Source organism: Rickettsia endosymbiont of Urophora cardui (assembly GCF_964030725.1).
Classification (GTDB): Bacteria; Pseudomonadota; Alphaproteobacteria; order Rickettsiales; family Rickettsiaceae; genus Rickettsia.
The window spans coordinates 41679-67312 of record NZ_CAXIPY010000004.1 but is presented as its reverse complement, the minus strand read 5'-3'; the positions used below and the strand labels follow the sequence as shown (position 1 = coordinate 67312).

Genomic DNA, 25634 nt, shown 5'->3' with positions numbered 1-25634 from the left:
TAACCCTAGAAGATTAGCAACTGCTTTTCATTCTCTATATCAGGAGGTCCATACCATTAGTCCATTATATGGTCCAATCAGACTGACTCTGTTTGCCAGGAAGAATATTTTGTAAAAAGATTACTGTCTTATCCTTACCATGTGCAGCTCTCCATTGTTTCAACCTTTTCTGCAAACAGCGTAATTGCTTCCCATTATAACAGGAGTTTCGCACTTAGCAAAGTTGCGAATCAGTTAAAAGCCATCTGATATTGTTTTGAATTGATGTTTTTATAACTTCCCAAGTTTGTTGATATAAAGTAATGTTTTCATTTATCCTCCTTTTATTCATATCAAGCCAGGCAAATACTGCAAGGCAAATATGATTTCTTTGAGCTCGGCCCGTGCGTGCCTGACAGCGTTCAATACCACAAGTTTGTTTTAATTCTCGATGATAAACCTCTATAGACCAACGTGCCTTAACAATTTTCTCTATTTGCTCACGTGTGGGATTTTCCAAGTTCGTTGTTATGTAATCAATGCGACCATTCTTTGCCACAAACTTAAATACCGTAACCCAACCGTATCCACGTAGGTGAATTTTTAGCCCCTCATCGGGTATCTCTAAACTTGCCAAGCTAACATTATGATTAACTTTTCTATTTTTCCTTAGGGTGGTAACCCATAGCCAGCCTAAATTACGTATATGTTTTAAATTCTCCAACCCGCTATACCAAGCATCCATGACTATGGCATCAGGATTGAGACCTCTTTCTTTAGCTAAAGTAAGCATATCACAAAAATGCTCATTCTTTGTTTTACCATCAGTGTCTTTATCATATATTCTATAATCTACGGGAGTAGATTGAGCAATTTTAGTATTGTAATGTAGTAAGTTTACCATTCCTATACCAGGTATAACATCATGTACAGCTCCAGAATATTGATAACGTACAAGCTCAATCTTCTGACTGTATTGCTTTGATAATAAGGTGTCATCCCCCACTAATAAACACGGTGCTTCCCAATCTATATATTTTGACACTTCCTTATAGATTTCGCTAGGACGAAAATCCTTACTCTTTAACCATCGACTTGCACTATCGTGAGATAGATCTACTGGACTCACTTCAGATAATGCCTTGCTAGTATATCTGACACTACTTGCTTGTAAAAATGATTTATATAAGTCCTTGCTACATTTTGTTCTTGTCATTTTTATCTAAAACTATTTTTCTCTAGATTAACATACTTTTTGCTAAGTGCGAAACTCCTGTATAATTCCCATGATACTTTTCTGTCAAATATGCTAATATGGTAGTTGCTTGCAACTCCGGTGCTGATTCTAGCATTGATTCTATTTCATCCCAGTGCTTCACAAATGGATCCTTACGTGTCCTGACTAATGAATATTAGAATTACCCTCAACGAACATTAAAATTACCTATAAAAAAGAAGTAACTATGGACAGTAAAATCGAATAAAAATTTATTTTTAAATATTTAAATATTATTCGAGAATTACTGATGACATGTACAAATAACCAAGTAGGTATTTTAATGCAAAAGATCAAAAAATATAATCAGATAATTTCTGCTGCAAAAGCAGGTATGAGTGTAAAAACGGCACGTAAGTATTTACGTATTAATAAGTATCCAAGCGAATTACGCACAATACGTAAATATAGGACACGTAAGGATCCATTTGTGAAGCACTGGGATGAAATAGAATCAATGCTAGAATCAGCACCGGAGTTGCAAGCAACTACCATATTAGCATATTTGACAGAAAAGTATCATGGGAATTATAATGGGAAGCAATTACGCTGTTTGCAGAAAAGGTTGAAACAATGGAGAGCTGCACATGGTAAGGATAAGACAGTAATCTTTTTACAAAATATTCTTCCTGGCAAACAGAGTCAGTCTGATTGGACCAATATGAATCAATTGGGTATTTGTATTGGTGGGCAACCAATATCCTCACTTACTATTTCATTTTATGTTGCCTTATTCATGTTGGGAAACTTTTAGCATATGCCATAGTGAAAGTTTTGATACATTAGCATCAGGGTTTGAAAAAGCTGTATGGGAGTTAGGTGGAGTTTTACCAGAGCATCATACAGATAATTTAAGTGCAGCTACCAAGCAATGTGGTAATAGTAGACAATTTACAGAAAGATGGCAAGAATTGCTTGGTTATTACAATGTTGCACCATCGCGAAATAATCCAGGCGTCAGTCATGAAAATGGTTCTGTTGAAAAAAGTCATGATACATTTAAGCAAGCAGTGAATCAACATCTGCTATTACGTGGATCACGTAATTTTGTTGATTTAAAAGCTTATGAATTATTCTATAATGGACTAATGGTATGGACCTCCTGATATAGAGAATGAAAAGCAGTTGCTAATCTTCTAGGGTTAATATTTAACATATTAAAACAACAATTAAGGAGGTCCATATGGAGGTTACTACAATTGGTATAGATATTGCAAAAAGAATTTTTCAAATTCATGGTGTAGATAAAAATGGCAAGACAGTATTAAAGAAAAAATTGATGAGAGATCAGGTTTTGACATTTATGGCTAATTTACCACAATGTTTAGTAGGGATGGAAGCTTGTGGTGGTTCTAGTTATTGGGCAAGAGAAATAACTAAATTAGGGCATGAAGTAAAACTAATGGCACCGCAATTTGTCAAACCATATGTTAAAACTAATAAAAATGATCAAGCAGATGCTGAAGCGATATGTGAAGCCGTGACAAGACCTAATATGAGATTTGTTGCAATTAAAACTATAGAGCAACAAGAAATTTTATCAATACATAGGGTAAGAGAGAGATTGGTAAAAAATCGTACAGCACTTGCTAATGAAATTAGGGGGCTACTACATGAGTTTGGTTTTATTGTTCCTCAAGGCATTAATAAGGTTATCACAAAATTAATTGAGATTTTAGATGCAGGGAAATTAAGCCAGTTAAGTTATCAAACATTTAGTGAACTAAAAGAAGAATTCTTAGATAATAACAGAAAAATAAAAGAGATAGAAAAACGATTAACAATGATAGCAAGTAACCTAACTCAATATCAACGATTAAGAGCTATACCTGGTCTTGGTTTAATTACTGCTACTGCTTTAATAGCATCAATAGGTAATGCTACAAGTTTTGAGAATGGCAGGCAATTATCGGCATGGCTAGGATTAGTGCCAAGACAACATTCAAGTGGTGGGAAGGATAAGCTGCTGGGAATTAGCAAGCGAGGTGATGTATACTTACGCACTTTATTAATTCAAGGGGCTAGAGCTGTACTAAATGCCAAGATAAGATTTACATCGGAAGAACAGAAATCTAAAAAAGATTTTAGCCAATTTACGAAATGGATGTTTAATTTATCTGAGCGAAGTAGCCATAATAAAACGACAGTTGCCATAGCTAATAAGTTGGCAAGAGTGGTGTTTGCTGTACTAAGATCAGGAGATGATTATGTAGAGAGTAAAGTTTGTAGCTAAAGAGTGTGTAGCATAGCACTTATAAGTAAAATAAATGGTGATTTATATAATGAATAGGTAAAAGCAAAACAATATGTAAGAGATTCCAACCCGAAATATGCTTGAGATAATTAATATTGATGGTAAATAAGACAAACCTTAGCTTACAAAAAAACTGCGTTTTTCAGTGGCTCTTTTAGAAGCCGATGGACTGATAAGTATATAGTTTGTAAGCCAGCGAATTCCATCAGGGCTGTAGAATAAATTAGGTTGATTTATCAGCTATAAGCCGGATACATGACTGCATTTGTTTGTTTTTATTATTGATGTTATTTTTTTCTTGCATTCTACAGGAGGTCCATACATGAAAAAATTGGACAAAAAAATGAAGGAGTGTGTTTCCGCAATAAGTTAGAATAAATAGCAATAAACTTAAGAGGAAAGATGAAGAAAAATAAAGTAAAAATTTTCAGTGCTTCAGAAAAAACGGGGATAGTATTAGAATTAATAAAAGAGGAGTCGACACTTGGTCAGTTAGCTTCAAAATATGCAATAAGTGTTAAAACAATTCAAAATTGGAAAAAACAGTTTTTAGGTAATGCGGCATTAGCTTTTGAACCAGCTAAAGTTTTGAGTGAATATCAAGAACAAATAAATCATTTACAAGAGCAAAATGATGAACTTGCTAAAGCTCTTGGTAGAATCACAGTTGAGAGGGACTGGGCCGTGGGAAAGCTCAAAAGCTTGGATTTATCAAATAAAAAGAGTCTTGTACACTCCAAGCTAAATCAACTCTCAAAATCAAGACAGTGTGAACTATTAAAGATTAGTCGATCTACAGCCTACTATAAATCCAAGGAGATGAGTATAAATAAATTAAGTATTTTAAATAGAATAGATGAAATATATACAGATAATCCTGAATTTGGTTATCGCTATATTCATCAACAGTTACTAGAAGATGGTTTTATTGTCGGTAAAGATCGAGTACTGAAATATATGAGGATGATGGGTATAGAAGCTATTTACCCACATAAGAAAAAATCTACTTCTCGAAACGATAGTGAGCATAAGATCTATAGCTACTTACTTGATCAATATTGGACTAAATCTGGCTCAACAAAGCAAGTGTATGTGCCTAATGTGAATGAGGTTTGGAGTGGTGACATTACTTACATTAGAACTAATGGTGGCTTTATGTATATGGCAGCTATTATAGATTGGCATAGCAAGGCCATATTGAGCTATAAACTGTCAAATTCTATGGATGCATCTCTTGTAACTAATGTCTTGAAACAAGCTCTCAGTAAGTATAACGCTCCACAGATATTTAATAGTGATCAAGGTAGCCAATATACCAGTTATGACCACATAAATATTCTCAAGGAGCATGATATCCAAATTTCAATGAATGGCAAAGGTAGAAGTATTGATAATATAGTCAGGAGTTTCGCACTTAGCAAAATTGTGTATTAGTTAGAAGCCATTTAATGTTGTTCTGAATTGATGTTTTTATAACTTCCCAAGTTTGTTGATATAAAGTAATGTTTTCATTTATCCTCCTTTTGTTCATATCAAGCCAGGCCAATACAGCAAGGCAAATATGATTTCTTTGAGCTCGACCCGTGCGTGCCTGACAGCATTCAATACCACAAGTTTGTTTCAATTCTCGATGATAAACTTCTATAGACCAACGCGCCTTAACAATTTTCTCTATTTGCTCACGTGTAGGATTCTCTAAATTAGTTGTTATGTAATCAATGCGACCATTTTTTGCCACAAACTTAAATACCGTAACCCAACCGTATCCACGTAGGTGAATTTTTAGCCCTTCATCGGGAATCTCTAAAGTTTCCAAGCTAACATTACGATTAACTTTTCTATTTTTTCTTAGGTTGGTAACCCATATCCAACCTAAATTACGTATATGTTTTAAATTATCCAAACCACTATACCAAGCATCCATAACTATAGCATCAGGCTTGATACCTCTTTCTTTAGCTAAAGTAAGCATATCACAAAAATGCTCGTTCTTTGTTTTACCATCAGTTTCTTTATCATATATTCTATAATCTACAGGAGTAGATTGATCAATTTGAGTATTGTAATGCAGTAAGTTTACCATTCCTATACCAGGTATAACATCATGTACAGCCCCAGAATATTGATAATTTACAAGCTCGATCCTCTTACTGTATTGCTTTGACAATAAGGTGTCATCTCCTACTAATAAACAAGGATCTTCCAGATCAATATATTTTGACACTTTGCTATAGATTTCGCTAGGGCGAAAATCCTTACTCTTTAACCATCGACTTGCACTATCGTGCGATAGATCTAATGGACTTACTTCAGATAATGCTTTGCTAGTATATCTTACACTACTTGCTTGTAAGAATGATTTATATAAATCTTTGCTACATTTTGATCTTGTCATTTTTATCTAAAACTATTTTTCTCTAGATTAGCATATTATTTGCTAAGTGCGAAACTCCTGATAGTAATAGAAAGGTTTTTTAGAACTTTAAAATATAATTGTATCTTTATTAATGATTTTAACAATGTTAAAGAGTTAAAAGAGGGGATTGATCATTATCTGAATAAATATAATTATCACAGATTTCATTCAAGTATTGGTTATAAAAAGCCTATGAATGTATATCTGAATTATATGCAAAATTATCAGCAAATTGCTGCCTGATAATCGAAAAATTAGGAAAACATACTACTCATTTTTTTGTCTTGATTTTTGAGTCTTTTGCAATGATTGTGTAAATTTTTGTTGAGCCTATATTAGAAGTAATTAAAAATATAGGTAACAGAAATGCAAATAGAGAAGAATAAAAAAATAAATGAAGCAATAGATTTGCTGATAGAAGGTGGAGTAGATTTAAAAACAGTACTAAGTCAGAATGGATTAATTAAGGAATTAACCAAGGGTATTTTAGAGCGAGCACTGCATGCTGAGATGTCAGAACATTTAGGTTATAGCAAGTATGATAGAGCTGAAACTGAGAATGCGAGGAATGGTAGTTTTAGTAAGAATCTGATTAGTGAGAATGGTACTATAGAGCTACATGTTCCAAGAGACAGACAAGGTAAATTTGAACCTATAATAGTCTCAAAGAAACAAACAAGAATAGATGGCTTAGACCAAAAGATAATATCCTTATATGCGAAGGGTATGAGTGTGTCTGATATTAAAACACAATTGCAAGAATTATATGGAGCTGAGATCAGTGAGAGCCTAATCAGCAGGATTACAGATGAAGTAATAGATGAGGTCAAGATTTGGCAGAGTAGACCTCTTGAATCAGTATACCCTATAGTATATTTTGACTGTTTAGTAGTGAAAGTAAGACAAGATAAACTTATTATTAATAAATCAGTATATGTAGCTTTAGGAATAGATTTATCTGGCAGAAAGGATATTTTAGGCTTATGGATAAGTGAGAATGAAGGAGCTAAATTTTGGCTTGGTAATTTTACTGAAATGAAGAATCGAGGAGTAAAAGATATCTTAATTGCTTGTAGTGATAATCTAACTGGTATGTCTGATGCTATTGCATCAGTATATCCGAAAACTGAACCTCAAATTTGTATTGTCCATCAGATCAGGAATAGCCTCAAATATGTATCATATAAAGATAGAAAGCAATTAGCAGCGGATTTGAAACTAATCTATACTTCTGCTACTGAAAAAGAAGCAGAATTAGCTCTTGAGTCATTTGATCAAAAATGGAGTAAGCAATATCCGCATATAGCTAAATCTTGGTATAATAATTGGGATAATTTGATAATTTTCTTGCAATATCCAAAGGAGATTCGTAAGATTATTTACACTACAAATGCGATAGAATCGCTGAATAGCCAATTGAGAAAAGTTACTAAGAATAAACGCATCTTTCCAAATGATGACGCAGTATTTAAGGTTTTATATCTGACAATTGATTATATTACCAAAAAATGGTCTATGCCTATCCCCAATTGGAATGAAGCTATGGCTCATTTTATGATCAAATTTGATGGTAGAATTTAATGGTTCACGAAATTTACACAATTGATGAGACAGAGCCTGATTTTTCATGTATGGACCTCCTGTAGAATGCAAGAAAAAAATAACATCAATAATAAAAACAAACAAATGCAGTCATGTATCCGGCTTATAGCTGATAAATCAACCTAATTTATTCTACAGCCCTGATGGAATTCGCTGGCTTACAAACTATATACTTATCAGTCCATCGGCTTCTAAAAGAGCCACTGAAAAACGCAGTTTTTTTGTAAGCTAAGGTTTGTCTTATTTACCATCAATATTAATTATCTCAAGCATATTTCGGGTTGGAATCTCTTACATATTGTTTTGCTTTTACCTATTCATTATATAAATCACCATTTATTTTACTTATAAGTGCTATGCTACACACTCTTTAGCTACAAACTTTACTCTCTACATAATCATCTCCTGATCTTAGTACAGCAAACACCACTCTTGCCAACTTATTAGCTATGGCAACTGTCGTTTTATTATGGCTACTTCGCTCAGATAAATTAAACATCCATTTCGTAAATTGGCTAAAATCTTTTTTAGATTTCTGTTCTTCCGATGTAAATCTTATCTTGGCATTTAGTACAGCTCTAGCCCCTTGAATTAATAAAGTGCGTAAGTATACATCACCTCGCTTGCTAATTCCCAGCAGCTTATCCTTCCCACCACTTGAATGTTGTCTTGGCACTAATCCTAGCCATGCCGATAATTGCCTGCCATTCTCAAAACTTGTAGCATTACCTATTGATGCTATTAAAGCAGTAGCAGTAATTAAACCAAGACCAGGTATAGCTCTTAATCGTTGATATTGAGTTAGGTTACTTGCTATCATTGTTAATCGTTTTTCTATCTCTTTTATTTTTCTGTTATTATCTAAGAATTCTTCTTTTAGTTCACTAAATGTTTGATAACTTAACTGGCTTAATTTCCCTGCATCTAAAATCTCAATTAATTTTGTGATAACCTTATTAATGCCTTGAGGAACAATAAAACCAAACTCATGTAGTAGCCCCCTAATTTCATTAGCAAGTGCTGTACGATTTTTTACCAATCTCTCTCTTACCCTATGTATTGATAAAATTTCTTGTTGCTCTATAGTTTTAATTGCAACAAATCTCATATTAGGTCTTGTCACGGCTTCACATATCGCTTCAGCATCTGCTTGATCATTTTTATTAGTTTTAACATATGGTTTGACAAATTGCGGTGCCATTAGTTTTACTTCATGCCCTAATTTAGTTATTTCTCTTGCCCAATAACTAGAACCACCACAAGCTTCCATCCCTACTAAACATTGTGGTAAATTAGCCATAAATGTCAAAACCTGATCTCTCATCAATTTTTTCTTTAATACTGTCTTGCCATTTTTATCTACACCATGAATTTGAAAAATTCTTTTTGCAATATCTATACCAATTGTAGTAACCTCCATATGGACCTCCTTAATTGTTGTTTTAATATGTTAAATATTAACCCTAGAAGATTAGCAACTGCTTTTCATTCTCTATATCAGGAGGTCCATACCATTAGTCCACTATCTTCCTTACACAAATTAAAGAAAAGCGAAATAGCTGTAGAAAAGAAAAATTAGCTGAAGAATTAGTTCATTTAAAAGAGTTACCAATCAGGAAATGGAATGCACCTACAATATTATCAGTACGTGTTAATCCAAGCAGTACAGTTAGTATTTTATCTGTAGCTTATTCTGTGCCTAGTCGCTTAATAGGTTATACTTTAAAAGCTTATATTTATTCTGAAGAAATAGAGCTTTACTATGGTAACAAATGTTTACAAAAAATGTCTAGAATCAGCAATGGCTATGTTATTGATTATAGACATATTATTGATAGTTTAGTACGTAAACCTGGAGCATTTGTTCAATATCAATATTATGAAGCTTTATTCCCACGTGCTATATTTCGTCAGGTATATGACCAGCTTATCTCTATATAGTCTATCCGCCAAAAACACTTCAAATCCTGATCATTTGTAATGGGATAGAGTTTTGACAACAAATTGCTAAGATTTTCAATAAAAATTAATAAGTTATGTTAATTTTTACTGATACATTTCTGTGTTGGTCTAATTTTGATATGGAGCTATTGTTAACGATTTTTTATCGTTCATCTAGTTTTTGCATGATGATATTTTTGATTTATGTGGAGTTAGACACGATTTGTAAATGATTTGCAATGCATCGTAAATTCAAACCAATAGCAGAGATTATTGGATTGATAATATCTCCTATCATACCTTTCAAGAAGTTTCTACCCATCCGACCATATTGCTTTAAGTGACCTATTATTGGTTCTATGGCACTGCGTCTCTTGATCATAGACTTGTCCTCTTGTAACAACTTCTTCCGCGTTTTTGGGGTATATACCTTACTCTTCTCCTTTACATTGCTACCACTATACCCAAGATCAACAAATGATTTCTTTATCTTGATTCCAGTGACACTCTCTACTGCTTCAAAGCTCTGATGCAATGTATGACCATCATAAGGATTATTATGAAACGATTTTGCGGATAAAACAAAATTTCTACGACCACTTACTACTACCGCTACTTTATTGCCAAACTCATATGGCTTGTTGCGTTTTCCCTTTCCTATACACTCTACTTCAGGGGCATGAAAACTATATAATACTTTGTTATCTTCTTTATATTGCTTTTTAGCTTCTCTTTTTAAAACAGATTGGTTATGTATTTGTTTTATTTTTTGCAATACTTCTTGATTTTTGAGAGACAAGTTTAATTGCTTATTTTTGATCTCACGCTCACATACTCTAATCAAACGACCCAGTAATATTTTTAAATGCTTCATTATTTTCCAACGCTTCTTGGCTTTACTATGTTCTTTATATTTCCATAGCTTTACTATATCGCGTTTATAGGTTCTAGCGTATGTTTCATTCAAATGTATACCCAAACTGTTGCAAAGCTTTACTATGCTAAGCCTAGCTTTATCCATTAAATAAACATCGTGTGGGTGTTTGATATTCTTAATTTGTACAGTCGTATCAGCGATGATTAATTCCAAATCTTTTTTTTTAATTGTGTTAGTTTTTATCCCAACCCTGATCAACTCCGATAATATCTCATTATATCCAGCTTCACCTAATACACTACGAAACCGTCGTATACTAGTTTCCGAGATAGCTATGTCTTTTTCTATATATTCCCACCCGCAGAAATACTGCCAATACATATTCTCTTTTAGCTCTTCCTCTGATAATGAATCTGAAAAATTATACATTGCTTGTAGCATCGTTATGCCAAGCATCACTCTATGACATTTTCTATTTCTACCAAATTTCTTAATACAAACATTTTTTGATAACCACTCTTCGAGCCTAGACCAATTTATTAATTCTCTTAATTTATATAGCTTATTATTTGGGTTTAATTCTTCTTTTAATTTATAACCAAACAGTTTCCCTTGTTCTTGCGATTTGATAATGTTGTCTATTGGCATTGACTGAAATCCATAAGGTTTATGACCATATTTTATCATTTTCTTACGGATTGTTGTATTACTTCTTGTCTTAAAACCATATTATCTATAAGGCTTGTAGAGTTTTGGCGGACGGACTATATATCCATATAAAGGGCATAAAATATATCTTAAAATATTACAATTAGCAAAAATGTATGGAGAATTGAATGTAGTTACTGCATTAGAAGTGCTATTAGAAAAGAAGATTGAGCCAATAATTGATCATATTACAGATTTACTAAATAGCCAGACTCAAACTGTTTGTTCAGTAAAAATTAATCAACCAATACTGTCTGAATATGATCAATTACATTGCTTTAAAACAATGGAGGTTGCATGAGTGGTAAATTCCAGTATTAATGTCCCCCTACGGGGATAAAAAATCCCTCGCCTTCAGGCGAAGGGAAGATATAATGAAGTTGCTTTAGCAACGAATTTATAAAAAGATATGAGAAGTTATAGAAAAAATAGTCATAGCCAGTATGATTTAAAAGTACATATTATATGGATACCAAAGTATAGAAAAAGAGCATTGGTAGGAAAAGTAGCTGAGAGAGTCAGGGATTTATTAAGGCAAATTTGCATGGAACATGAAGCATATATAATTTCAGGTAAAGTATCTTGTGATCATGTTCATATATTTATTTCATACCGTCCTCAAGTGGCTTTAAGTAAGCTTGTACAATATCTAAAAGGGAGTAGCTCAAGAATATTATTGCAAGAATTTGCTCATTTAAGGAAACAATTTTGGGGTAATCATTTTTGGGCTAGAGGATATATGGCGGTGAGTTCAGGTAATATTACTGACGAAATGATACAGCAGTATATTGATGAACAAGAAGGTGAGCCAGTAAATGATGATCGATTTCTAATCGATTCCACTTTATAACCCCTCAGCTTATAGCTGAGGGTTGTTTAGTTAAGCCAGATTTATATTTTCTTCCCATACCTCATTGGGTGTTTTATAACCGAGCACTTTTCTTGGTAAATTATTTAAAAAATCCTCAATTTCTTGTAATTGCTTTATTGTTAATTTTTTTATATCTAAAGATTTAGAGTATACTCTGTGCACCATTGGGCTCTGTCTCATCAATTGTGTAAATTTCGTGAACCATTAAATTCTACCATCAAATTTGATCATAAAATGAGCCATAGCTTCATTCCAATTGGGGATAGGCATAGACCATTTTTTGGTAATATAATCAATTGTCAGATATAAAACTTTAAATACTGCGTCATCATTTGGAAAGATGCGTTTATTCTTAGTAACTTTTCTCAATTGGCTATTCAGCGATTCTATCGCATTTGTAGTGTAAATAATCTTACGAATCTCCTTTGGATATTGCAAGAAAATTATCAAATTATCCCAATTATTATACCAAGATTTAGCTATATGCGGATATTGCTTACTCCATTTTTGATCAAATGACTCAAGAGCTAATTCTGCTTCTTTTTCAGTAGCAGAAGTATAGATTAGTTTCAAATCCGCTGCTAATTGCTTTCTATCTTTATATGATACATATTTGAGGCTATTCCTGATCTGATGGACAATACAAATTTGATGTTCAGTTTTCGGATATACTGATGCAATAGCATCAGACATACCAGTTAGATTATCACTACAAGCAATTAAGATATCTTTTACTCCTCGATTCTTCATTTCAGTAAAATTACCAAGCCAAAATTTAGCTCCTTCATTCTCACTTATCCATAAGCCTAAAATATCCTTTCTGCCAGATAAATCTATTCCTAAAGCTACATATACTGATTTATTAATAATAAGTTTATCTTGTCTTACTTTCACTACTAAACAGTCAAAATATACTATAGGGTATACTGACTCAAGAGGTCTACTCTGCCAAATCTTGACCTCATCTATTACTTCATCTGTAATCCTGCTGATTAGGCTCTCACTGATCTCAGCTCCATATAATTCTTGCAATTGTGTTTTAATATCAGACACACTCATACCCTTCGCATATAAGGATATTATCTTTTGGTCTAAGCCATCTATTCTTGTTTGTTTCTTTGAGACTATTATAGGTTCAAATTTACCTTGTCTGTCTCTTGGAACATTTATCTCTATAGTACCATTCTCACTAATCAGATTCTTACTAAAACTACCATTCCTCGCATTCTCAGTTTCAGCTCTATCATACTTGCTATAACCTAAATGTTCTGACATCTCAGCATGCAGTGCTCGGCTTTGTTGCATAAATAAGCTTTTGAATATACTGCCCCTAACCCCGCAATGCTAGCCTAGCCAACAGGCACAGAGATAGGTTTACCAATTTCAAACATTTTGTTTAATAAGTGGCATTTAATAGACATTTCTTTTGTCATATTTTGATCATGTCTTGATAGAAACTTACTACCAAAAGAAGTTTTAAATCGAAAGAACGTGTTCTCTACACGCTCCCTTCTACCATAATTATTCTTTACCCTCCATGCTTGGTATCCTTTGTTTTGTTGATATATAACAGCTGCATCTCTCTCAGTTTTATCCCTAAGCGATTGAACTTTTACTGAAGAGTTTGGGGGTCTAATAACTGGTTTTATCTTCTTCTTTCTCAACAATTGATATGTAGATTCACCGTCATACCCTCGATCTCCCAGAAAATCCTTGGCTCTGACATTAGCTATTAGTAGTCCAATCTGTGATCTATCATCTATAGTATGCTCTGTGGTACTATCGGCAAGTATCATACCTTGATCTTCTATAACGATATGTAGCTTTTTCCATATGCGACGCTTATATTGCTTACCATGCTTATTTTCTAGCCATTCGTTCCCTGTGTAGGCTTGTATCCCTGTACTATCCATTGAAATACAACTAAATTCTTTATCTTGATTTCCATGTAAATACCTAAGATCTAATGACTTCATACGCTTACTTAATGTTGTATAGTCTGGACATCTAATAGATAAACCCGATATTTCAAAGAGCCAGTTTATAAAGCCTTGGGTTTGGCGTAACTTAAGACCGAATAAGCATCTGATCTTCAAACACTGTAATATAGCGTGATCACTATAGCGTCTAGGTCTTCCTCGTTTCATTTCCTCTCTGTAATCAGCATACCAGCCAATCGCCAAATCACTGGCAATCATAAAATCTATGCGACCCCTATTGCGTAAAAAATTATTATATTCTGACCAATTCGTTATTTTATATTTAGAATACTTGCGTGATTTACTAAAAGGGGCTTTCTTCCGAGATCTCATATAATCTGGATTATTTTTTAATTCAGGACATCTTACCAGATTATCACCACTCTTGCTCTACAAATTTTATTTATGCAACAAAGCCGAGCGAAGTAGCCATAATAAAACGACAGTTGCCATAGCTAATAAGTTGGCAAGAGTGGTGTTTGCTGTACTAAGATCAGGAGATGATTATGTAGAGAGTAAAGTTTGTAGCTAAAGAGTGTGTAGCATAGCACTTATAAGTAAAATAAATGGTGATTTATATAATGAATAGGTAAAAGCAAAACAATATGTAAGAGATTCCCACCCGAAATATGCTTGAGATAATTAATATTGATGGTAAATAAGACAAACCTTAGCTTACAAAAAAACTGCGTTTTTCAGTGGCTCTTTTAGAAGCCGATGGACTGATAAGTATATAGTTTGTAAGCCAGCGAATTCCATCAGGGCTGTAGAATAAATTAGGTTGATTTATCAGCTATAAGCCGGATACATGACTGCATTTGTTTGTTTTTATTATTGATGTTATTTTTTTCTTGCATTCTACAGGAGGTCCATACATGAAAAATCAAGACAAAAAAATGAGTAGAGTCTTTTGCAATGATTGTGTAAATTTTTGTTGAGCCTATATTAGAAGTAATTAAAAATATAGGTAACAGAAATGCAAATAGAGAAGAATAAAAAAATAAATGAAGCAATAGATTTGCTGATAGAAGGTGGAGTAGATTTAAAAACAGTACTAAGTCAGAATGGATTAATTAAGGAATTAACCAAGGGTATTTTAGAGCGAGCACTGCATGCTGAGATGTCAGAACATTTAGGTTATAGCAAGTATGATAGAGCTGAAACTGAGAATGCGAGGAATGGTAGTTTTAGTAAGAATCTGATTAGTGAGAATGGTACTATAGAGCTAAATGTTCCAAGAGACAGACAAGGTAAATTTGAACCTATAATAGTCTCAAAGAAACAAACAAGAATAGATGGCTTAGACCAAAAGATAATATCCTTATATGCGAAGGGTATGAGTGTGTCTGATATTAAAACACAATTGCAAGAATTATATGGAGCTGAGATCAGTGAGAGCCTAATCAGCAGGATTACAGATGAAGTAATAGATGAGGTCAAGATTTGGCAGAGTAGACCTCTTGAATCAGTATACCCTATAGTATATTTTGACTGTTTAGTAGTGAAAGTAAGACAAGATAAACTTATTATTAATAAATCAGTATATGTAGCTTTAGGAATAGATTTATCTGGCAGAAAGGATATTTTAGGCTTATGGATAAGTGAGAATGAAGGGAAGTTCTATAATTAAATGATGCTCCTCGCAGCAGAGCTACGAGGAGCATCATTTAAATATAGATATATCATGGCTCATTTAACGATAGATGAAAGATTTAAAATATACGAAATGAATAAGAGTGGTTATAGCTCGCGATATATAGGGACAAAGATTGGCCGTGATAAAAGCACTATATGTTATGAACTCAAGAGAATGAGGCATAATTATAGACCAGATAGGGCTAACACACTTGCTTGCAGTTTAAGGCAAGGTAAGAGAAAAAGAAAATTAGATATTGATAATAATTTACGAGCAGAAATAATAAAGCAGTTAACACAGGGTATTTCACCAGATATAATTTCAGGTAGATGTAAACTATCACGAGATACTGTCAATATTTCTACAGAGAGTATATACCAGTTTATTTATACATCTCCTATAGCACAAAGGCAAAAATTATATTTATCTTTAGCAAGAAAAAGGAAAAATAGGTTGCATCATGGTACAAGAATCAGAAACAAAAGAATTACAATACCAAATCGAGTTTCCATTACTGAAAGACCAGAGATAAATAGAAAGATAGCAGCAATAGGTCATTTATAAGGTGATTTAACTTTTAACAAAGGTAATCAAAGTCGTAATATAGGCGCTCTTGTGGATATCAGAACACAAAAAGTGTTTCTCACGTTAAACCGTTCAAAAAGAACACAAGATGTGATTGGTAACATGAATAAAAAACTTAAACAATTGTCGCATATAATCAAAAGCATAACGTTAGATAATGGCAAAGAATTTACCAATCATGAACAACTATTGCCAAAATCTGAACGAAAAGTATATTTTTGCAATCCTTATTCTCCATGGCAAAAACCATTGATAGAGAAGATTAACTCAATGGTGCACAGAGTATACTCTAAATCTTTAGATATAAAAAAATTAACAATAAAGCAATTACAAGAAATTGAGGATTTTTTAAATAATTTACCAAGAAAAGTGCTCGGTTATAAAACACCCAATGAGGTATGGGAAGAAAATATAAATCTGGCTTAAATGATGCTCCTCGCAGCAGAGCTACGAGGTATCTAAAAAAGTTTTAGTTGTTTCTTATGATATCACGAAGCAGAGCTTCGGGGAATTAAACCCTGAGAGATTAAAAATTGATTATATCTGGCTTAATTAATTATAGAACTTTCCTCATATACAGGAGTTTCGCACTTAGCAAAAAGTATGTTAATCTAGAGAAAAATAGTTTTAGATAAAAATGACAAGAACAAAATGTAGCAAGGACTTATATAAATCATTTTTACAAGCAAGTAGTGTCAGATATACTAGCAAGGCATTATCTGAAGTGAGTCCAGTAGATCTATCTCACGATAGTGCAAGTCGATGGTTAAAGAGTAAGGATTTTCGTCCTAGCGAAATCTATAAGGAAGTGTCAAAATATATAGATTGGGAAGCACCGTGTTTATTAGTGGGGGATGACACCTTATTATCAAAGCAATACAGTCAGAAGATTGAGCTTGTACGTTATCAATATTCTGGAGCTGTACATGATGTTATACCTGGTATAGGAATGGTAAACTTACTACATTACAATACTAAAATTGCTCAATCTACTCCCGTAGATTATAGAATATATAAGGAGTTTCGCACTTAGCAAAATTGTGTATTAGTTAGAAGCCATTTAATGTTGTTCTGAATTGATGTTTTTATAACTTCCCAAGTTTGTTGATATAAAGTAATGTTTTCATTTATCCTCCTTTTGTTCATATCAAGCCAGGCCAATACAGCAAGGCAAATATGATTTCTTTGAGCTCGACCCGTGCGTGCCTGACAGCATTCAATACCACAAGTTTGTTTCAATTCTCGATGATAAACTTCTATAGACCAACGCGCCTTAACAATTTTCTCTATTTGCTCACGTGTAGGATTCTCTAAATTAGTTGTTATGTAATCAATGCGACCATTTTTTGCCACAAACTTAAATACCGTAACCCAACCGTATCCACGTAGGTGAATTTTTAGCCCTTCATCGGGAATCTCTAAAGTTTCCAAGCTAACATTACGATTAACTTTTCTATTTTTTCTTAGGTTGGTAACCCATATCCAACCTAAATTACGTATATGTTTTAAATTATCCAAACCACTATACCAAGCATCCATAACTATAGCATCAGGCTTGATACCTCTTTCTTTAGCTAAAGTAAGCATATCACAAAAATGCTCGTTCTTTGTTTTACCATCAGTTTCTTTATCATATATTCTATAATCTACAGGAGTAGATTGATCAATTTGAGTATTGTAATGCAGTAAGTTTACCATTCCTATACCAGGTATAACATCATGTACAGCCCCAGAATATTGATAATTTATAAGCTCGATCCTCTTACTGTATTGCTTTGACAATAAGGTGTCATCTCCCACTAATAAACAAGGATCTTCCAGATCAATATATTTTGACACTTTGCTATAGATTTCGCTAGGGCGAAAATCCTTACTCTTTAACCATCGACTTGCACTATCGTGCGATAGATCTAATGGACTTACTTCAGATAATGCTTTGCTAGTATATCTTACACTACTTGCTTGTAAGAATGATTTATATAAATCTTTGCTACATTTTGATCTTGTCATTTTTATCTAAAACTATTTTTCTCTAGATTAGCATATTATTTGCTAAGTGCGAAACTCCTGTATATGATAAAGACACTGATGGTAAAACAAAGAATGAGCATTTTTGTGATATGCTTACTTTAGCTAAAGAAAGAGGTCTCAATCCTGATGCCATAGTCATGGATGCTTGGTATAGCGGGTTGGAGAATTTAAAACATATACGTAATTTAGGCTGGCTATGGGTTACCACCCTAAGGAAAAATAGAAAAGTTAATCATAATGTTAGCTTGGAAAGTTTAGAGATACCCGATGAGGGGCTAAAAATTCACCTACGTGGATACGGTTGGGTTACGGTATTTAAGTTTGTGGCAAAGAATGGTCGCATTGATTACATAACAACGAACTTGGAAAATCCCACACGTGAGCAAATAGAGAAAATTGTTAAGGCACGTTGGTCTATAGAGGTTTATCATCGAGAATTAAAACAAACTTGTGGTATTGAACGCTGTCAGGCACGCACGGGCCGAGCTCAAAGAAATCATATTTGCCTTGCAGTATTTGCCTGGCTTGATATGAATAAAAGGAGGATAAATGAAAACATTACTTTATATCAACAAACTTGGGAAGTTATAAAAACATCAATTCAAAACAATATCAGATGGCTTTTAACTGATTCGCAACTTTGCTAAGTGCGAAACTCCTGATATACTCGTTTTATAGCTCTAAAACCAAGAGTTCTGAGTTATTTAGTTTTATTACTTGAATGGTATATGCAGGCAGCTCAATCTACGGGAGTTTCTTATATTGACGCCACATCTTTAGAGGTTTGTCATCGAAAAAGAATCTCTCGTAATAAAGTCTTTGCCGGTATTGCTGCTTTGGGTAAAACAACAAAAAGTTGGTTTTTTGGTCTAAAATTACATTTGGTTAATGATGCTCCTCGCAGCAGAGCTACGAGGTATCTAAAAAAGTTTTAGTTGTTTCTTATGATATCACGAAGCAGAGCTTCGGGGAATTAAACCCTGAGAGATTAAAAATTGATTATATCTGGCTTAATTAATTATAGAACTTTCCTTCTTATGATATCACGAAGCAGAGCTTCGGGGAATTAAACCCTGAGAGATTAAAAATTGATTATATCTGGCTTAATTAATTATAGAACTTTCCAAGCACTATTGTTAACAGCTCAGAATAGCTTATTTCAGGCTCTGTCTCATCAATTGTGTAAATTTCGTGAACCATTAAATTCTACCATCAAATTTGATCATAAAATGAGCCATAGCTTCATTCCAATTGGGGATAGGCATAGACCATTTTTTGGTAATATAATCAATTGTCAGATATAAAACCTTAAATACTGCGTCATCATTTGGAAAGATGCGTTTATTCTTAGTAACTTTTCTCAATTGGCTATTCAGCGATTCTATCGCATTTGTAGTGTAAATAATCTTACGAATCTCCTTTGGATATTGCAAGAAAATTATCAAAGAGTCTTTTGCTGACTAACGAATATTAGAATTACCCTCAACGAACATTAAAATTACCTATAAAAAAGAAGTAACTATGGACAGTAAAATCGAATAAAAATTTATTTTTAAATATTTAAATATTATTCGCGAATTACTGATGACATGTACAAATAACCAAGTAGGTATTTTAATGCAAAAGATCAAAAAATATAATCAGATAATTTCTGCTGCAAAAGCAGGTATGAGTGTAAAAACGGCACGTAAGTATTTACGTATTAATAAGTATCCAAGCGAATTACGCACAATACGTAAATATAGGACACGTAAGGATCCATTTGTGAAGCACTGGGATGAAATAGAATCAATGCTAGAATCAGCACCGGAGTTGCAAGCAACTACCATATTAGCATATTTGACAGAAAAGTATCATGGGAATTATAATGGGAAGCAATTACGCTGTTTGCAGAAAAGGTTGAAACAATGGAGAGCTGCACATGGTAAGGATAAGACAGTAATCTTTTTACAAAATATTCTTCCTGGCAAACAGAGTCAGTCTGATTGGACCAATATGAATCAATTGGGTATTTGTATTGGTGGGCAACCATATCCTCACTTACTATTTCATTTTATGTTGCCTTATTCATGTTGGGAAACTTTTAGCATATGCCATAGTGAAAGTTTTGATACATTAGCATCAGGGTTTGAAAAAGCTGTATGGGAGTTAGGTGGAGTTTTACCAGAGCATCGTACAGATAATTTAAGTGCAGCTACCAAGCAATGTGGTAATAGTAGACAATTTACAGAAAGATGGCAAGAATTGCTTGGTTATTACAATGTTGCACCATCGCGAAATAATCCAGGCGTCAGTCATGAAAATGGTTCTGTTGAAAAAAGTCATGATATAGCTAACGCGGAAAGGTTTTTACCATAGTTTTTGTATTTACTCACATATTCACCAGATCTAAATCCTATTAAACATTGCTGGACTAACTTTAAAAACTGTTTACGTAAAATTATTGATCAATGCCTAAGTTTTTCCTAATCTGTGGTAGAAACATTTCCGTGTTAGCTATATAGGGACAAAGATTGGCCGTGATAAAAGCACTATATGTTATGAACTCAAGAGAATGAGGCATAATTATAGACCAGATAGGGCTAACACACTTGCTTGCAGTTTAAGGCAAGGTAAGAGAAAAAGAAAATTAGATATTGATAATAATTTACGAGCAGAAATAATAAAGCAGTTAACACAGGGTATTTCACCAGATATAATTTCAGGTAGACGTAAACTATCACGAGATACTGTCAATATTTCTACAGAGAGTATATACCAGTTTATTTATACATCTCCTATAGCACAAAGGCAAAAATTATATTTATCTTTAGCAAGAAAAAGGAAAAATAGGTTGCATCATGGTACAAGAATCAGAAACAAAAGAATTACAATACCAAATCGAGTTTCCATTACTGAAAGACCAGAGATAAATAGAAAGATAGCAGCAATAGGTCATTTAGAAGGTGATTTAACTTTTAACAAAGGTAATCAAAGTCGTAATATAGGCGCTCTTGTGGATATCAGAACACAAAAAGTGTTTCTCACTTTAAACCGTTCAAAAAGAACACAAGATGTGATTGGTAACATGAATAAAAAACTTAAACAATTGTCGCATATAATCAAAAGCATAACGTTAGATAATGGCAAAGAATTTACCAATCATGAACAACTATTGCCAAAATCTGAACGAAAAGTATATTTTTGCAATCCTTATTCTCCATGGCAAAAACCATTGATAGAGAAGATTAACTCAATGGTGCACAGAGTATACTCTAAATCTTTAGATATAAAAAAATTAACAATAAAGCAATTACAAGAAATTGAGGATTTTTTAAATAATTTACCAAGAAAAGTGCTCGGTTATAAAACACCCAATGAGGTATGGGAAGAAAATATAAATCTGGCTTAATTAATACTGGAATTTACCTAAAGCCACCATTAGTTCTAATGTAAGTAATGTCACCACTCCAAACCTCATTCACATTAGGCACATACACTTGCTTTGTTGAGCCAGATTTAGTCCAATATTGATCAAGTAAGTAGCTATAGATCTTATGCTCACTATCGTTTCGAGAAGTAGATTTTTTCTTATGTGGAGTCTTTTGCAATGATTGTGTAAATTTTTGTTGAGCCTATATTAGAAGTAATTAAAAATATAGGTAACAGAAATGCAAATAGAGAAGAATAAAAAAATAAATGAAGCAATAGATTTGCTGATAGAAGGCGGAGTAGATTTAAAAACAGTACTAAGTCAGAATGGATTAATTAAGGAATTAACCAAGGGTATTTTAGAGCGAGCACTGCATGCTGAGATGTCAGAACATTTAGGTTATAGCAAGTATGATAGAGCTGAAACTGAGAATGCGAGGAATGGTAGTTTTAGTAAGAATCTGATTAGTGAGAATGGTACTATAGAGCTAAATGTTCCAAGAGACAGACAAGGTAAATTTGAACCTATAATAGTCTCAAAGAAACAAACAAGAATAGATGGCTTAGACCAAAAGATAATATCCTTATATGCGAAGGGTATGAGTGTGTCTGATATTAAAACACAATTGCAAGAATTATATGGAGCTGAGATCAGTGAGAGCCTAATCAGCAGGATTACAGATGAAGTAATAGATGAGGTCAAGATTTGGCAGAGTAGACCTCTTGAATCAGTATACCCTATAGTATATTTTGACTGTTTAGTAGTGAAAGTAAGACAAGATAAACTTATTATTAATAAATCAGTATATGTAGCTTTAGGAATAGATTTATCTGGCAGAAAGGATATTTTAGGCTTATGGATATAGCTAACGCGGAAAGGTTTTTACCATAGTTTTTGTATTTACTCACATATTCACCAGATCTAAATCCTATTAAACATTGCTGGACTAACTTTAAAAACTGTTTACGTAAAATTATTGATCAATGCCTAAGTTTTTCCTAATCTGTGGTAGAAACATTTCCGTGTTAGCTATAAGTGAGAATGAAGGAGCTAAATTTTGGCTTGGTAATTTTACTGAAATGAAGAATCGAGGAGTAAAAGATATCTTAATTGCTTGTAGTGATAATCTAACTGGTATGTCTGATGCTATTGCATCAGTATATCCGAAAACTGAACATCAAATTTGTATTGTCCATCAGATCAGGAATAGCCTCAAATATGTATCATATAAAGATAGAAAGCAATTAGCAGCGGATTTGAAACTAATCTATACTTCTGCTACTGAAAAAGAAGCAGAATTAGCTCTTGAGTCATTTGATCAAAAATGGAGTAAGCAATATCCGCATATAGCTAAATCTTGGTATAATAATTGGGATAATTTGATAATTTTCTTGCAATATCCAAAGGAGATTCGTAAGATTATTTACAGGCTCTGTCTCATCAATTGTGTAAATTTCGTGAACCATTAAATTCTACCATCAAATTTGATCATAAAATGAGCCATAGCTTCATTCCAATTGGGGATAGGCATAGACCATTTTTTGGTAATATAATCAATTGTCAGATATAAAACTTTAAATACTGCGTCATCATTTGGAAAGATGCGTTTATTCTTAGTAACTTTTCTCAATTGGCTATTCAGCGATTCTATCGCATTTGTAGTGTAAATAATCTTACGAATCTCCTTTGGATATTGCAAGAAAATTATCAAATTATCCCAATTATTATACCAAGATTTAGCTATATGCGGATATTGCTTACTCCATTTTTGATCAAATGACTCAAGAGCTAATTCTGCTTCTTTTTCAGTAGCAGAAGTATAGATTAGTTTCAAATCCGCTGCTAATTGCTTTCTATCTTTATATGATACATATTTGAGGCTATTCCTGATCTGATGGACAATACAAATTTGATGTTCAGTTTTCGGATATACTGATGCAATAGCATCAGACATACCAGTTAGATTATCACTACAAGCAATTAAGATATCTTTTACTCCTCGATTCTTCATTTCAGTAAAATTACCAAGCCAAAATTTAGCTCCTTCATTCTCACTTATCCATAAGCCTAAAATATCCTTTCTGCCAGATAAATCTATTCCTAAAGCTACATATACTGATTTATTAATAATAAGTTTATCTTGTCTTACTTTCACTACTAAACAGTCAAAATATACTATAGGGTATACTGATTCAAGAGGTCTACTCTGCCAAATCTTGACCTCATCTATTACTTCATCTGTAATCCTGCTGATTAGGCTCTCACTGATCTCAGCTCCATATAATTCTTGCAATTGTGTTTTAATATCAGACACACTCATACCCTTCGCATATAAGGATATTATCTTTTGGTCTAAGCCATCTATTCTTGTTTGTTTCTTTGAGACTATTATAGGTTCAAATTTACCTTGTCTGTCTCTTGGAACATTTAGCTCTATAGTACCATTCTCACTAATCAGATTCTTACTAAAACTACCATTCCTCGCATTCTCAGTTTCAGCTCTATCATACTTGCTATAACCTAAATGTTCTGACATCTCAGCATGCAGTGCTCGCTCTAAAATACCCTTGGTTAATTCCTTAATTAATCCATTCTGACTTAGTACTGTTTTTAAATCTACTCCGCCTTCTATCAGCAAATCTATTGCTTCATTTATTTTTTTATTCTTCTCTATTTGCATTTCTGTTACCTATATTTTTAATTACTTCTAATATAGGCTCAACAAAAATTTACACAATCATTGCAAAAGACTCTATTTACACTACAAATGCGATAGAATCGCTGAATAGCCAATTGAGAAAAGTTACTAAGAATAAACGCATCTTTCCAAATGATGACGCAGTATTTAAGGTTTTATATCTGACAATTGATTATATTACCAAAAAATGGTCTATGCCTATCCCCAATTGGAATGAAGCTATGGCTCATTTTATGATCAAATTTGATGGTAGAATTTAATGGTTCACGAAATTTACACAATTGATGAGACAGAGCCCTTATGTGGGTAAATAGCTTCTATACCCATCATCCTCATATATTTCAGTACTCGATCTTTACCGACAATAAAACCATCTTCTAGTAACTGTTGATGAATATAGCGATAACCAAATTCAGGATTATCTGTATATATTTCATCTATTCTATTTAAAATACTTAATTTATTTATACTCATCTCCTTGGATTTATAGTAGGCTGTAGATCGACTAATCTTTAATAGTTCACACTGTCTTGATTTTGAGAGTTGATTTAGCTTGGAGTGTACAAGACTCTTTTTATTTGATAAATCCAAGCTTTTGAGCTTTCCCACGGCCCAGTCCCTCTCAACTGTGATTCTACCAAGAGCTTTAGCAAGTTCATCATTTTGCTCTTGTAAATGATTTATTTGTTCTTGATATTCACTCAAAACTTTAGCTGGTTCAAAAGCTAATGCCGCATTACCTAAAAACTGTTTTTTCCAATTTTGAATTGTTTTAACACTTATTGCATATTTTGAAGCTAACTGACCAAGTGTCGACTCCTCTTTTAATGATGCTCCTCGCAGCAGAGCTACGAGGTATCTAAAAAAGTTTTAGTTGTTTCTTATGATATCACGAAGCAGAGCTTCGGGGAATTAAACCCTGAGAGATTAATTCTAATACTATCCCCGTTTTTTCTGAAGCACTGAAAATTTTTACTTTATTTTTCTTCATCTTTCCTCTTAAGTTTATTGCTATTTATTCTAACTTATTGCGGAAACACACTCCTTCATTTTTTTGTCCAATTTTTTCATGTATGGACCTCCTGTAGAATGCAAGAAAAAAATAACATCAATAATAAAAACAAACAAATGCAGTCATGTATCCGGCTTATAGCTGATAAATCAACCTAATTTATTCTACAGCCCTGATGGAATTCGCTGGCTTACAAACTATATACTTATCAGTCCATCGGCTTCTAAAAGAGCCACTGAAAAACGCAGTTTTTTTGTAAGCTAAGGTTTGTCTTATTTACCATCAATATTAATTATCTCAAGCATATTTCGGGTTGGAATCTCTTACATATTGTTTTGCTTTTACCTATTCATTATA

At 33.2% G+C, this 25634-nt stretch carries 22 protein-coding genes and 11 pseudogenes; 20 read left to right on the top strand and 13 right to left on the bottom strand.

The features are described 5' to 3' along the window. Positions 1-64 precede the first annotated feature (64 nt). Together AAHI98_RS03445 and AAHI98_RS03440 are read right to left on the bottom strand one after the other, a co-directional pair. Positions 65-214 (bottom strand): hypothetical protein, encoded by a 150-nt coding sequence (locus AAHI98_RS03445; protein ID WP_342225061.1) that lies wholly within the window; start codon positions 212-214, stop codon positions 65-67. Further along, positions 215-1195, bottom strand: a complete 981-nt coding sequence (locus AAHI98_RS03440; RefSeq protein ID WP_342225060.1) for an IS701 family transposase — start codon at positions 1193-1195, stop codon at positions 215-217. It abuts the gene before it with no gap. Positions 1196-1505: 310 nt separating this feature from the next. Here AAHI98_RS03440 and AAHI98_RS03435 point away from each other — a divergent pair, with 310 nt between their 5' ends. From AAHI98_RS03435 to AAHI98_RS03420, 4 genes are all read left to right on the top strand, one after another. After that, positions 1506-2009: a hypothetical protein gene (locus AAHI98_RS03435; RefSeq protein WP_342225059.1), complete on the top strand. Its 504-nt coding sequence runs from the start codon at positions 1506-1508 to the stop codon at positions 2007-2009. Beyond that, positions 1978-2361, top strand: coding sequence for a hypothetical protein (locus tag AAHI98_RS03430; RefSeq protein WP_342225058.1), 384 nt, complete (start codon positions 1978-1980; stop codon positions 2359-2361). The genes AAHI98_RS03435 and AAHI98_RS03430 overlap by 32 nt, the downstream gene beginning before the upstream one ends. A 77-nt stretch (positions 2362-2438) precedes the next feature. Next, positions 2439-3488 (top strand): IS110 family RNA-guided transposase, encoded by a 1050-nt coding sequence (locus tag AAHI98_RS03425; protein WP_342224642.1) that lies wholly within the window; start codon positions 2439-2441, stop codon positions 3486-3488. 423 nt (positions 3489-3911) lie between these two features. Further along, complete coding sequence (locus AAHI98_RS03420) at positions 3912-4943, top strand: IS3 family transposase (RefSeq protein WP_342225057.1); 1032 nt, start codon at positions 3912-3914, stop codon at positions 4941-4943. Here AAHI98_RS03420 and AAHI98_RS03415 read toward each other — a convergent pair. Then, complete coding sequence (locus AAHI98_RS03415) at positions 4924-5904, bottom strand: IS701 family transposase (protein ID WP_342224656.1); 981 nt, start codon at positions 5902-5904, stop codon at positions 4924-4926. The two genes, AAHI98_RS03420 and AAHI98_RS03415, sit on opposite strands and share 20 nt — an antisense overlap. Before the next feature lie 39 nt (positions 5905-5943). On the opposite strand from AAHI98_RS03415, the gene AAHI98_RS03410 reads away from it, so the two are divergent. Both AAHI98_RS03410 and AAHI98_RS03405 read left to right on the top strand, forming a co-directional pair. Beyond that, positions 5944-6168: an integrase core domain-containing protein gene (locus tag AAHI98_RS03410; RefSeq protein WP_342225056.1), complete on the top strand. Its 225-nt coding sequence runs from the start codon at positions 5944-5946 to the stop codon at positions 6166-6168. A gap of 123 nt (positions 6169-6291) precedes the next feature. Next, entirely contained in the window at positions 6292-7506 is a 1215-nt protein-coding gene (locus AAHI98_RS03405) for an IS256 family transposase (protein ID WP_342225055.1), read from the top strand. A gap of 391 nt (positions 7507-7897) precedes the next feature. On the opposite strand, the gene AAHI98_RS03400 is transcribed toward AAHI98_RS03405, so the two are convergent. Beyond that, on the bottom strand, positions 7898-8947 hold the full coding sequence (locus tag AAHI98_RS03400; protein ID WP_342224642.1) for an IS110 family RNA-guided transposase: 1050 nt from the start codon (positions 8945-8947) through the stop codon (positions 7898-7900). Positions 8948-9051: 104 nt separating this feature from the next. On the opposite strand from AAHI98_RS03400, the gene AAHI98_RS18085 reads away from it, so the two are divergent. Further along, positions 9052-9468, top strand: coding sequence for a Mu transposase domain-containing protein (locus AAHI98_RS18085; RefSeq protein WP_410526205.1), 417 nt, complete (start codon positions 9052-9054; stop codon positions 9466-9468). 202 nt (positions 9469-9670) lie between these two features. Here AAHI98_RS18085 and AAHI98_RS03395 read toward each other — a convergent pair whose 3' ends face one another. Beyond that, entirely contained in the window at positions 9671-11032 is a 1362-nt protein-coding gene (locus AAHI98_RS03395) for an IS5 family transposase (protein WP_342224717.1), read from the bottom strand. Between the two features lie 145 nt (positions 11033-11177). Here AAHI98_RS03395 and AAHI98_RS03390 point away from each other — a divergent pair, with 145 nt between their 5' ends. After that, positions 11178-11354, top strand: coding sequence for a hypothetical protein (locus AAHI98_RS03390; RefSeq protein ID WP_342224661.1), 177 nt, complete (start codon positions 11178-11180; stop codon positions 11352-11354). A 108-nt stretch (positions 11355-11462) separates the two neighbouring features. Further along, on the top strand, positions 11463-11903 hold the full coding sequence (gene tnpA / locus AAHI98_RS03385; RefSeq protein ID WP_342225002.1) for an IS200/IS605 family transposase: 441 nt from the start codon (positions 11463-11465) through the stop codon (positions 11901-11903). A gap of 30 nt (positions 11904-11933) precedes the next feature. Here the strand turns inward: tnpA and AAHI98_RS03380 are convergent. The 3 genes and pseudogenes from AAHI98_RS03380 to AAHI98_RS03370 all read right to left on the bottom strand — a co-directional run. Then, positions 11934-12089: pseudogene (locus tag AAHI98_RS03380) on the bottom strand (IS30 family transposase); the annotation flags it as partial. Between the two features lie 39 nt (positions 12090-12128). Beyond that, a pseudogene (locus AAHI98_RS03375) lies at positions 12129-13267 on the bottom strand (IS256 family transposase). 6 nt (positions 13268-13273) lie between these two features. Beyond that, complete coding sequence (locus AAHI98_RS03370; protein WP_342224734.1) at positions 13274-14236, bottom strand: IS5 family transposase; 963 nt, start codon at positions 14234-14236, stop codon at positions 13274-13276. Between the two features lie 52 nt (positions 14237-14288). Between AAHI98_RS03370 and AAHI98_RS03365 the strand changes: the two genes are divergently transcribed. The 4 genes and pseudogenes from AAHI98_RS03365 to AAHI98_RS03345 all read left to right on the top strand — a co-directional run. Continuing rightward, the gene (locus AAHI98_RS03365) at positions 14289-14435 is read left to right on the top strand and encodes a hypothetical protein (RefSeq protein WP_342225052.1); all 147 of its coding nucleotides are present in this window, start codon (positions 14289-14291) and stop codon (positions 14433-14435) included. 444 nt (positions 14436-14879) lie between these two features. Beyond that, positions 14880-15527, top strand: a pseudogene (locus AAHI98_RS03360) (IS256 family transposase); the annotation flags it as partial. A 60-nt stretch (positions 15528-15587) separates the two neighbouring features. Beyond that, positions 15588-16550: pseudogene (locus AAHI98_RS18455) on the top strand (IS30 family transposase). A gap of 211 nt (positions 16551-16761) precedes the next feature. After that, positions 16762-17139: pseudogene (locus AAHI98_RS03345) on the top strand (IS701 family transposase); the annotation flags it as partial. A gap of 14 nt (positions 17140-17153) precedes the next feature. Here the strand turns inward: AAHI98_RS03345 and AAHI98_RS03340 are convergent. After that, positions 17154-18134: an IS701 family transposase gene (locus tag AAHI98_RS03340; RefSeq protein WP_342225049.1), complete on the bottom strand. Its 981-nt coding sequence runs from the start codon at positions 18132-18134 to the stop codon at positions 17154-17156. A gap of 26 nt (positions 18135-18160) precedes the next feature. On the opposite strand from AAHI98_RS03340, the gene AAHI98_RS03335 reads away from it, so the two are divergent. Together AAHI98_RS03335 and AAHI98_RS03330 are read left to right on the top strand one after the other, a co-directional pair. Further along, the gene (locus AAHI98_RS03335) at positions 18161-18802 is read left to right on the top strand and encodes a transposase (RefSeq protein ID WP_342225360.1); all 642 of its coding nucleotides are present in this window, start codon (positions 18161-18163) and stop codon (positions 18800-18802) included. Between the two features lie 15 nt (positions 18803-18817). After that, a pseudogene (locus AAHI98_RS03330) lies at positions 18818-19042 on the top strand (transposase); the annotation flags it as partial. Positions 19043-19354: 312 nt separating this feature from the next. Here AAHI98_RS03330 and AAHI98_RS03325 read toward each other — a convergent pair. Then, positions 19355-19606, bottom strand: a pseudogene (locus AAHI98_RS03325) (transposase); the annotation flags it as partial. Positions 19607-19739: 133 nt separating this feature from the next. On the opposite strand from AAHI98_RS03325, the gene AAHI98_RS03320 reads away from it, so the two are divergent. Together AAHI98_RS03320 and AAHI98_RS03315 are read left to right on the top strand one after the other, a co-directional pair. Next, the gene (locus tag AAHI98_RS03320) at positions 19740-20513 is read left to right on the top strand and encodes a hypothetical protein (RefSeq protein WP_342225047.1); all 774 of its coding nucleotides are present in this window, start codon (positions 19740-19742) and stop codon (positions 20511-20513) included. 139 nt (positions 20514-20652) lie between these two features. Beyond that, positions 20653-21546, top strand: a pseudogene (locus tag AAHI98_RS03315) (IS30 family transposase); the annotation flags it as partial. A gap of 13 nt (positions 21547-21559) precedes the next feature. Here the strand turns inward: AAHI98_RS03315 and AAHI98_RS03310 are convergent. Further along, entirely contained in the window at positions 21560-21745 is a 186-nt protein-coding gene (locus tag AAHI98_RS03310; RefSeq protein WP_342225046.1) for a hypothetical protein, read from the bottom strand. A 60-nt stretch (positions 21746-21805) separates the two neighbouring features. Here AAHI98_RS03310 and AAHI98_RS03305 point away from each other — a divergent pair. Continuing rightward, positions 21806-22426: pseudogene (locus AAHI98_RS03305) on the top strand (IS256 family transposase); the annotation flags it as partial. Positions 22427-22598: 172 nt separating this feature from the next. After that, positions 22599-23021 (top strand): annotated as a pseudogene (locus tag AAHI98_RS03300) (IS256 family transposase); the annotation flags it as partial. A gap of 11 nt (positions 23022-23032) precedes the next feature. On the opposite strand, the gene AAHI98_RS03295 reads toward AAHI98_RS03300, so the two are convergent. Beyond that, positions 23033-24247, bottom strand: a complete 1215-nt coding sequence (locus tag AAHI98_RS03295; RefSeq protein WP_342224662.1) for an IS256 family transposase — start codon at positions 24245-24247, stop codon at positions 23033-23035. A 74-nt stretch (positions 24248-24321) separates the two neighbouring features. Here AAHI98_RS03295 and AAHI98_RS03290 point away from each other — a divergent pair. Continuing rightward, a pseudogene (locus AAHI98_RS03290) lies at positions 24322-24525 on the top strand (transposase); the annotation flags it as partial. A 13-nt stretch (positions 24526-24538) separates the two neighbouring features. Here the strand turns inward: AAHI98_RS03290 and AAHI98_RS03285 are convergent. Beyond that, the gene (locus AAHI98_RS03285; protein WP_342225043.1) at positions 24539-24970 is read right to left on the bottom strand and encodes an IS3 family transposase; all 432 of its coding nucleotides are present in this window, start codon (positions 24968-24970) and stop codon (positions 24539-24541) included. Between the last annotated feature and the right edge of the window lie 664 nt (positions 24971-25634).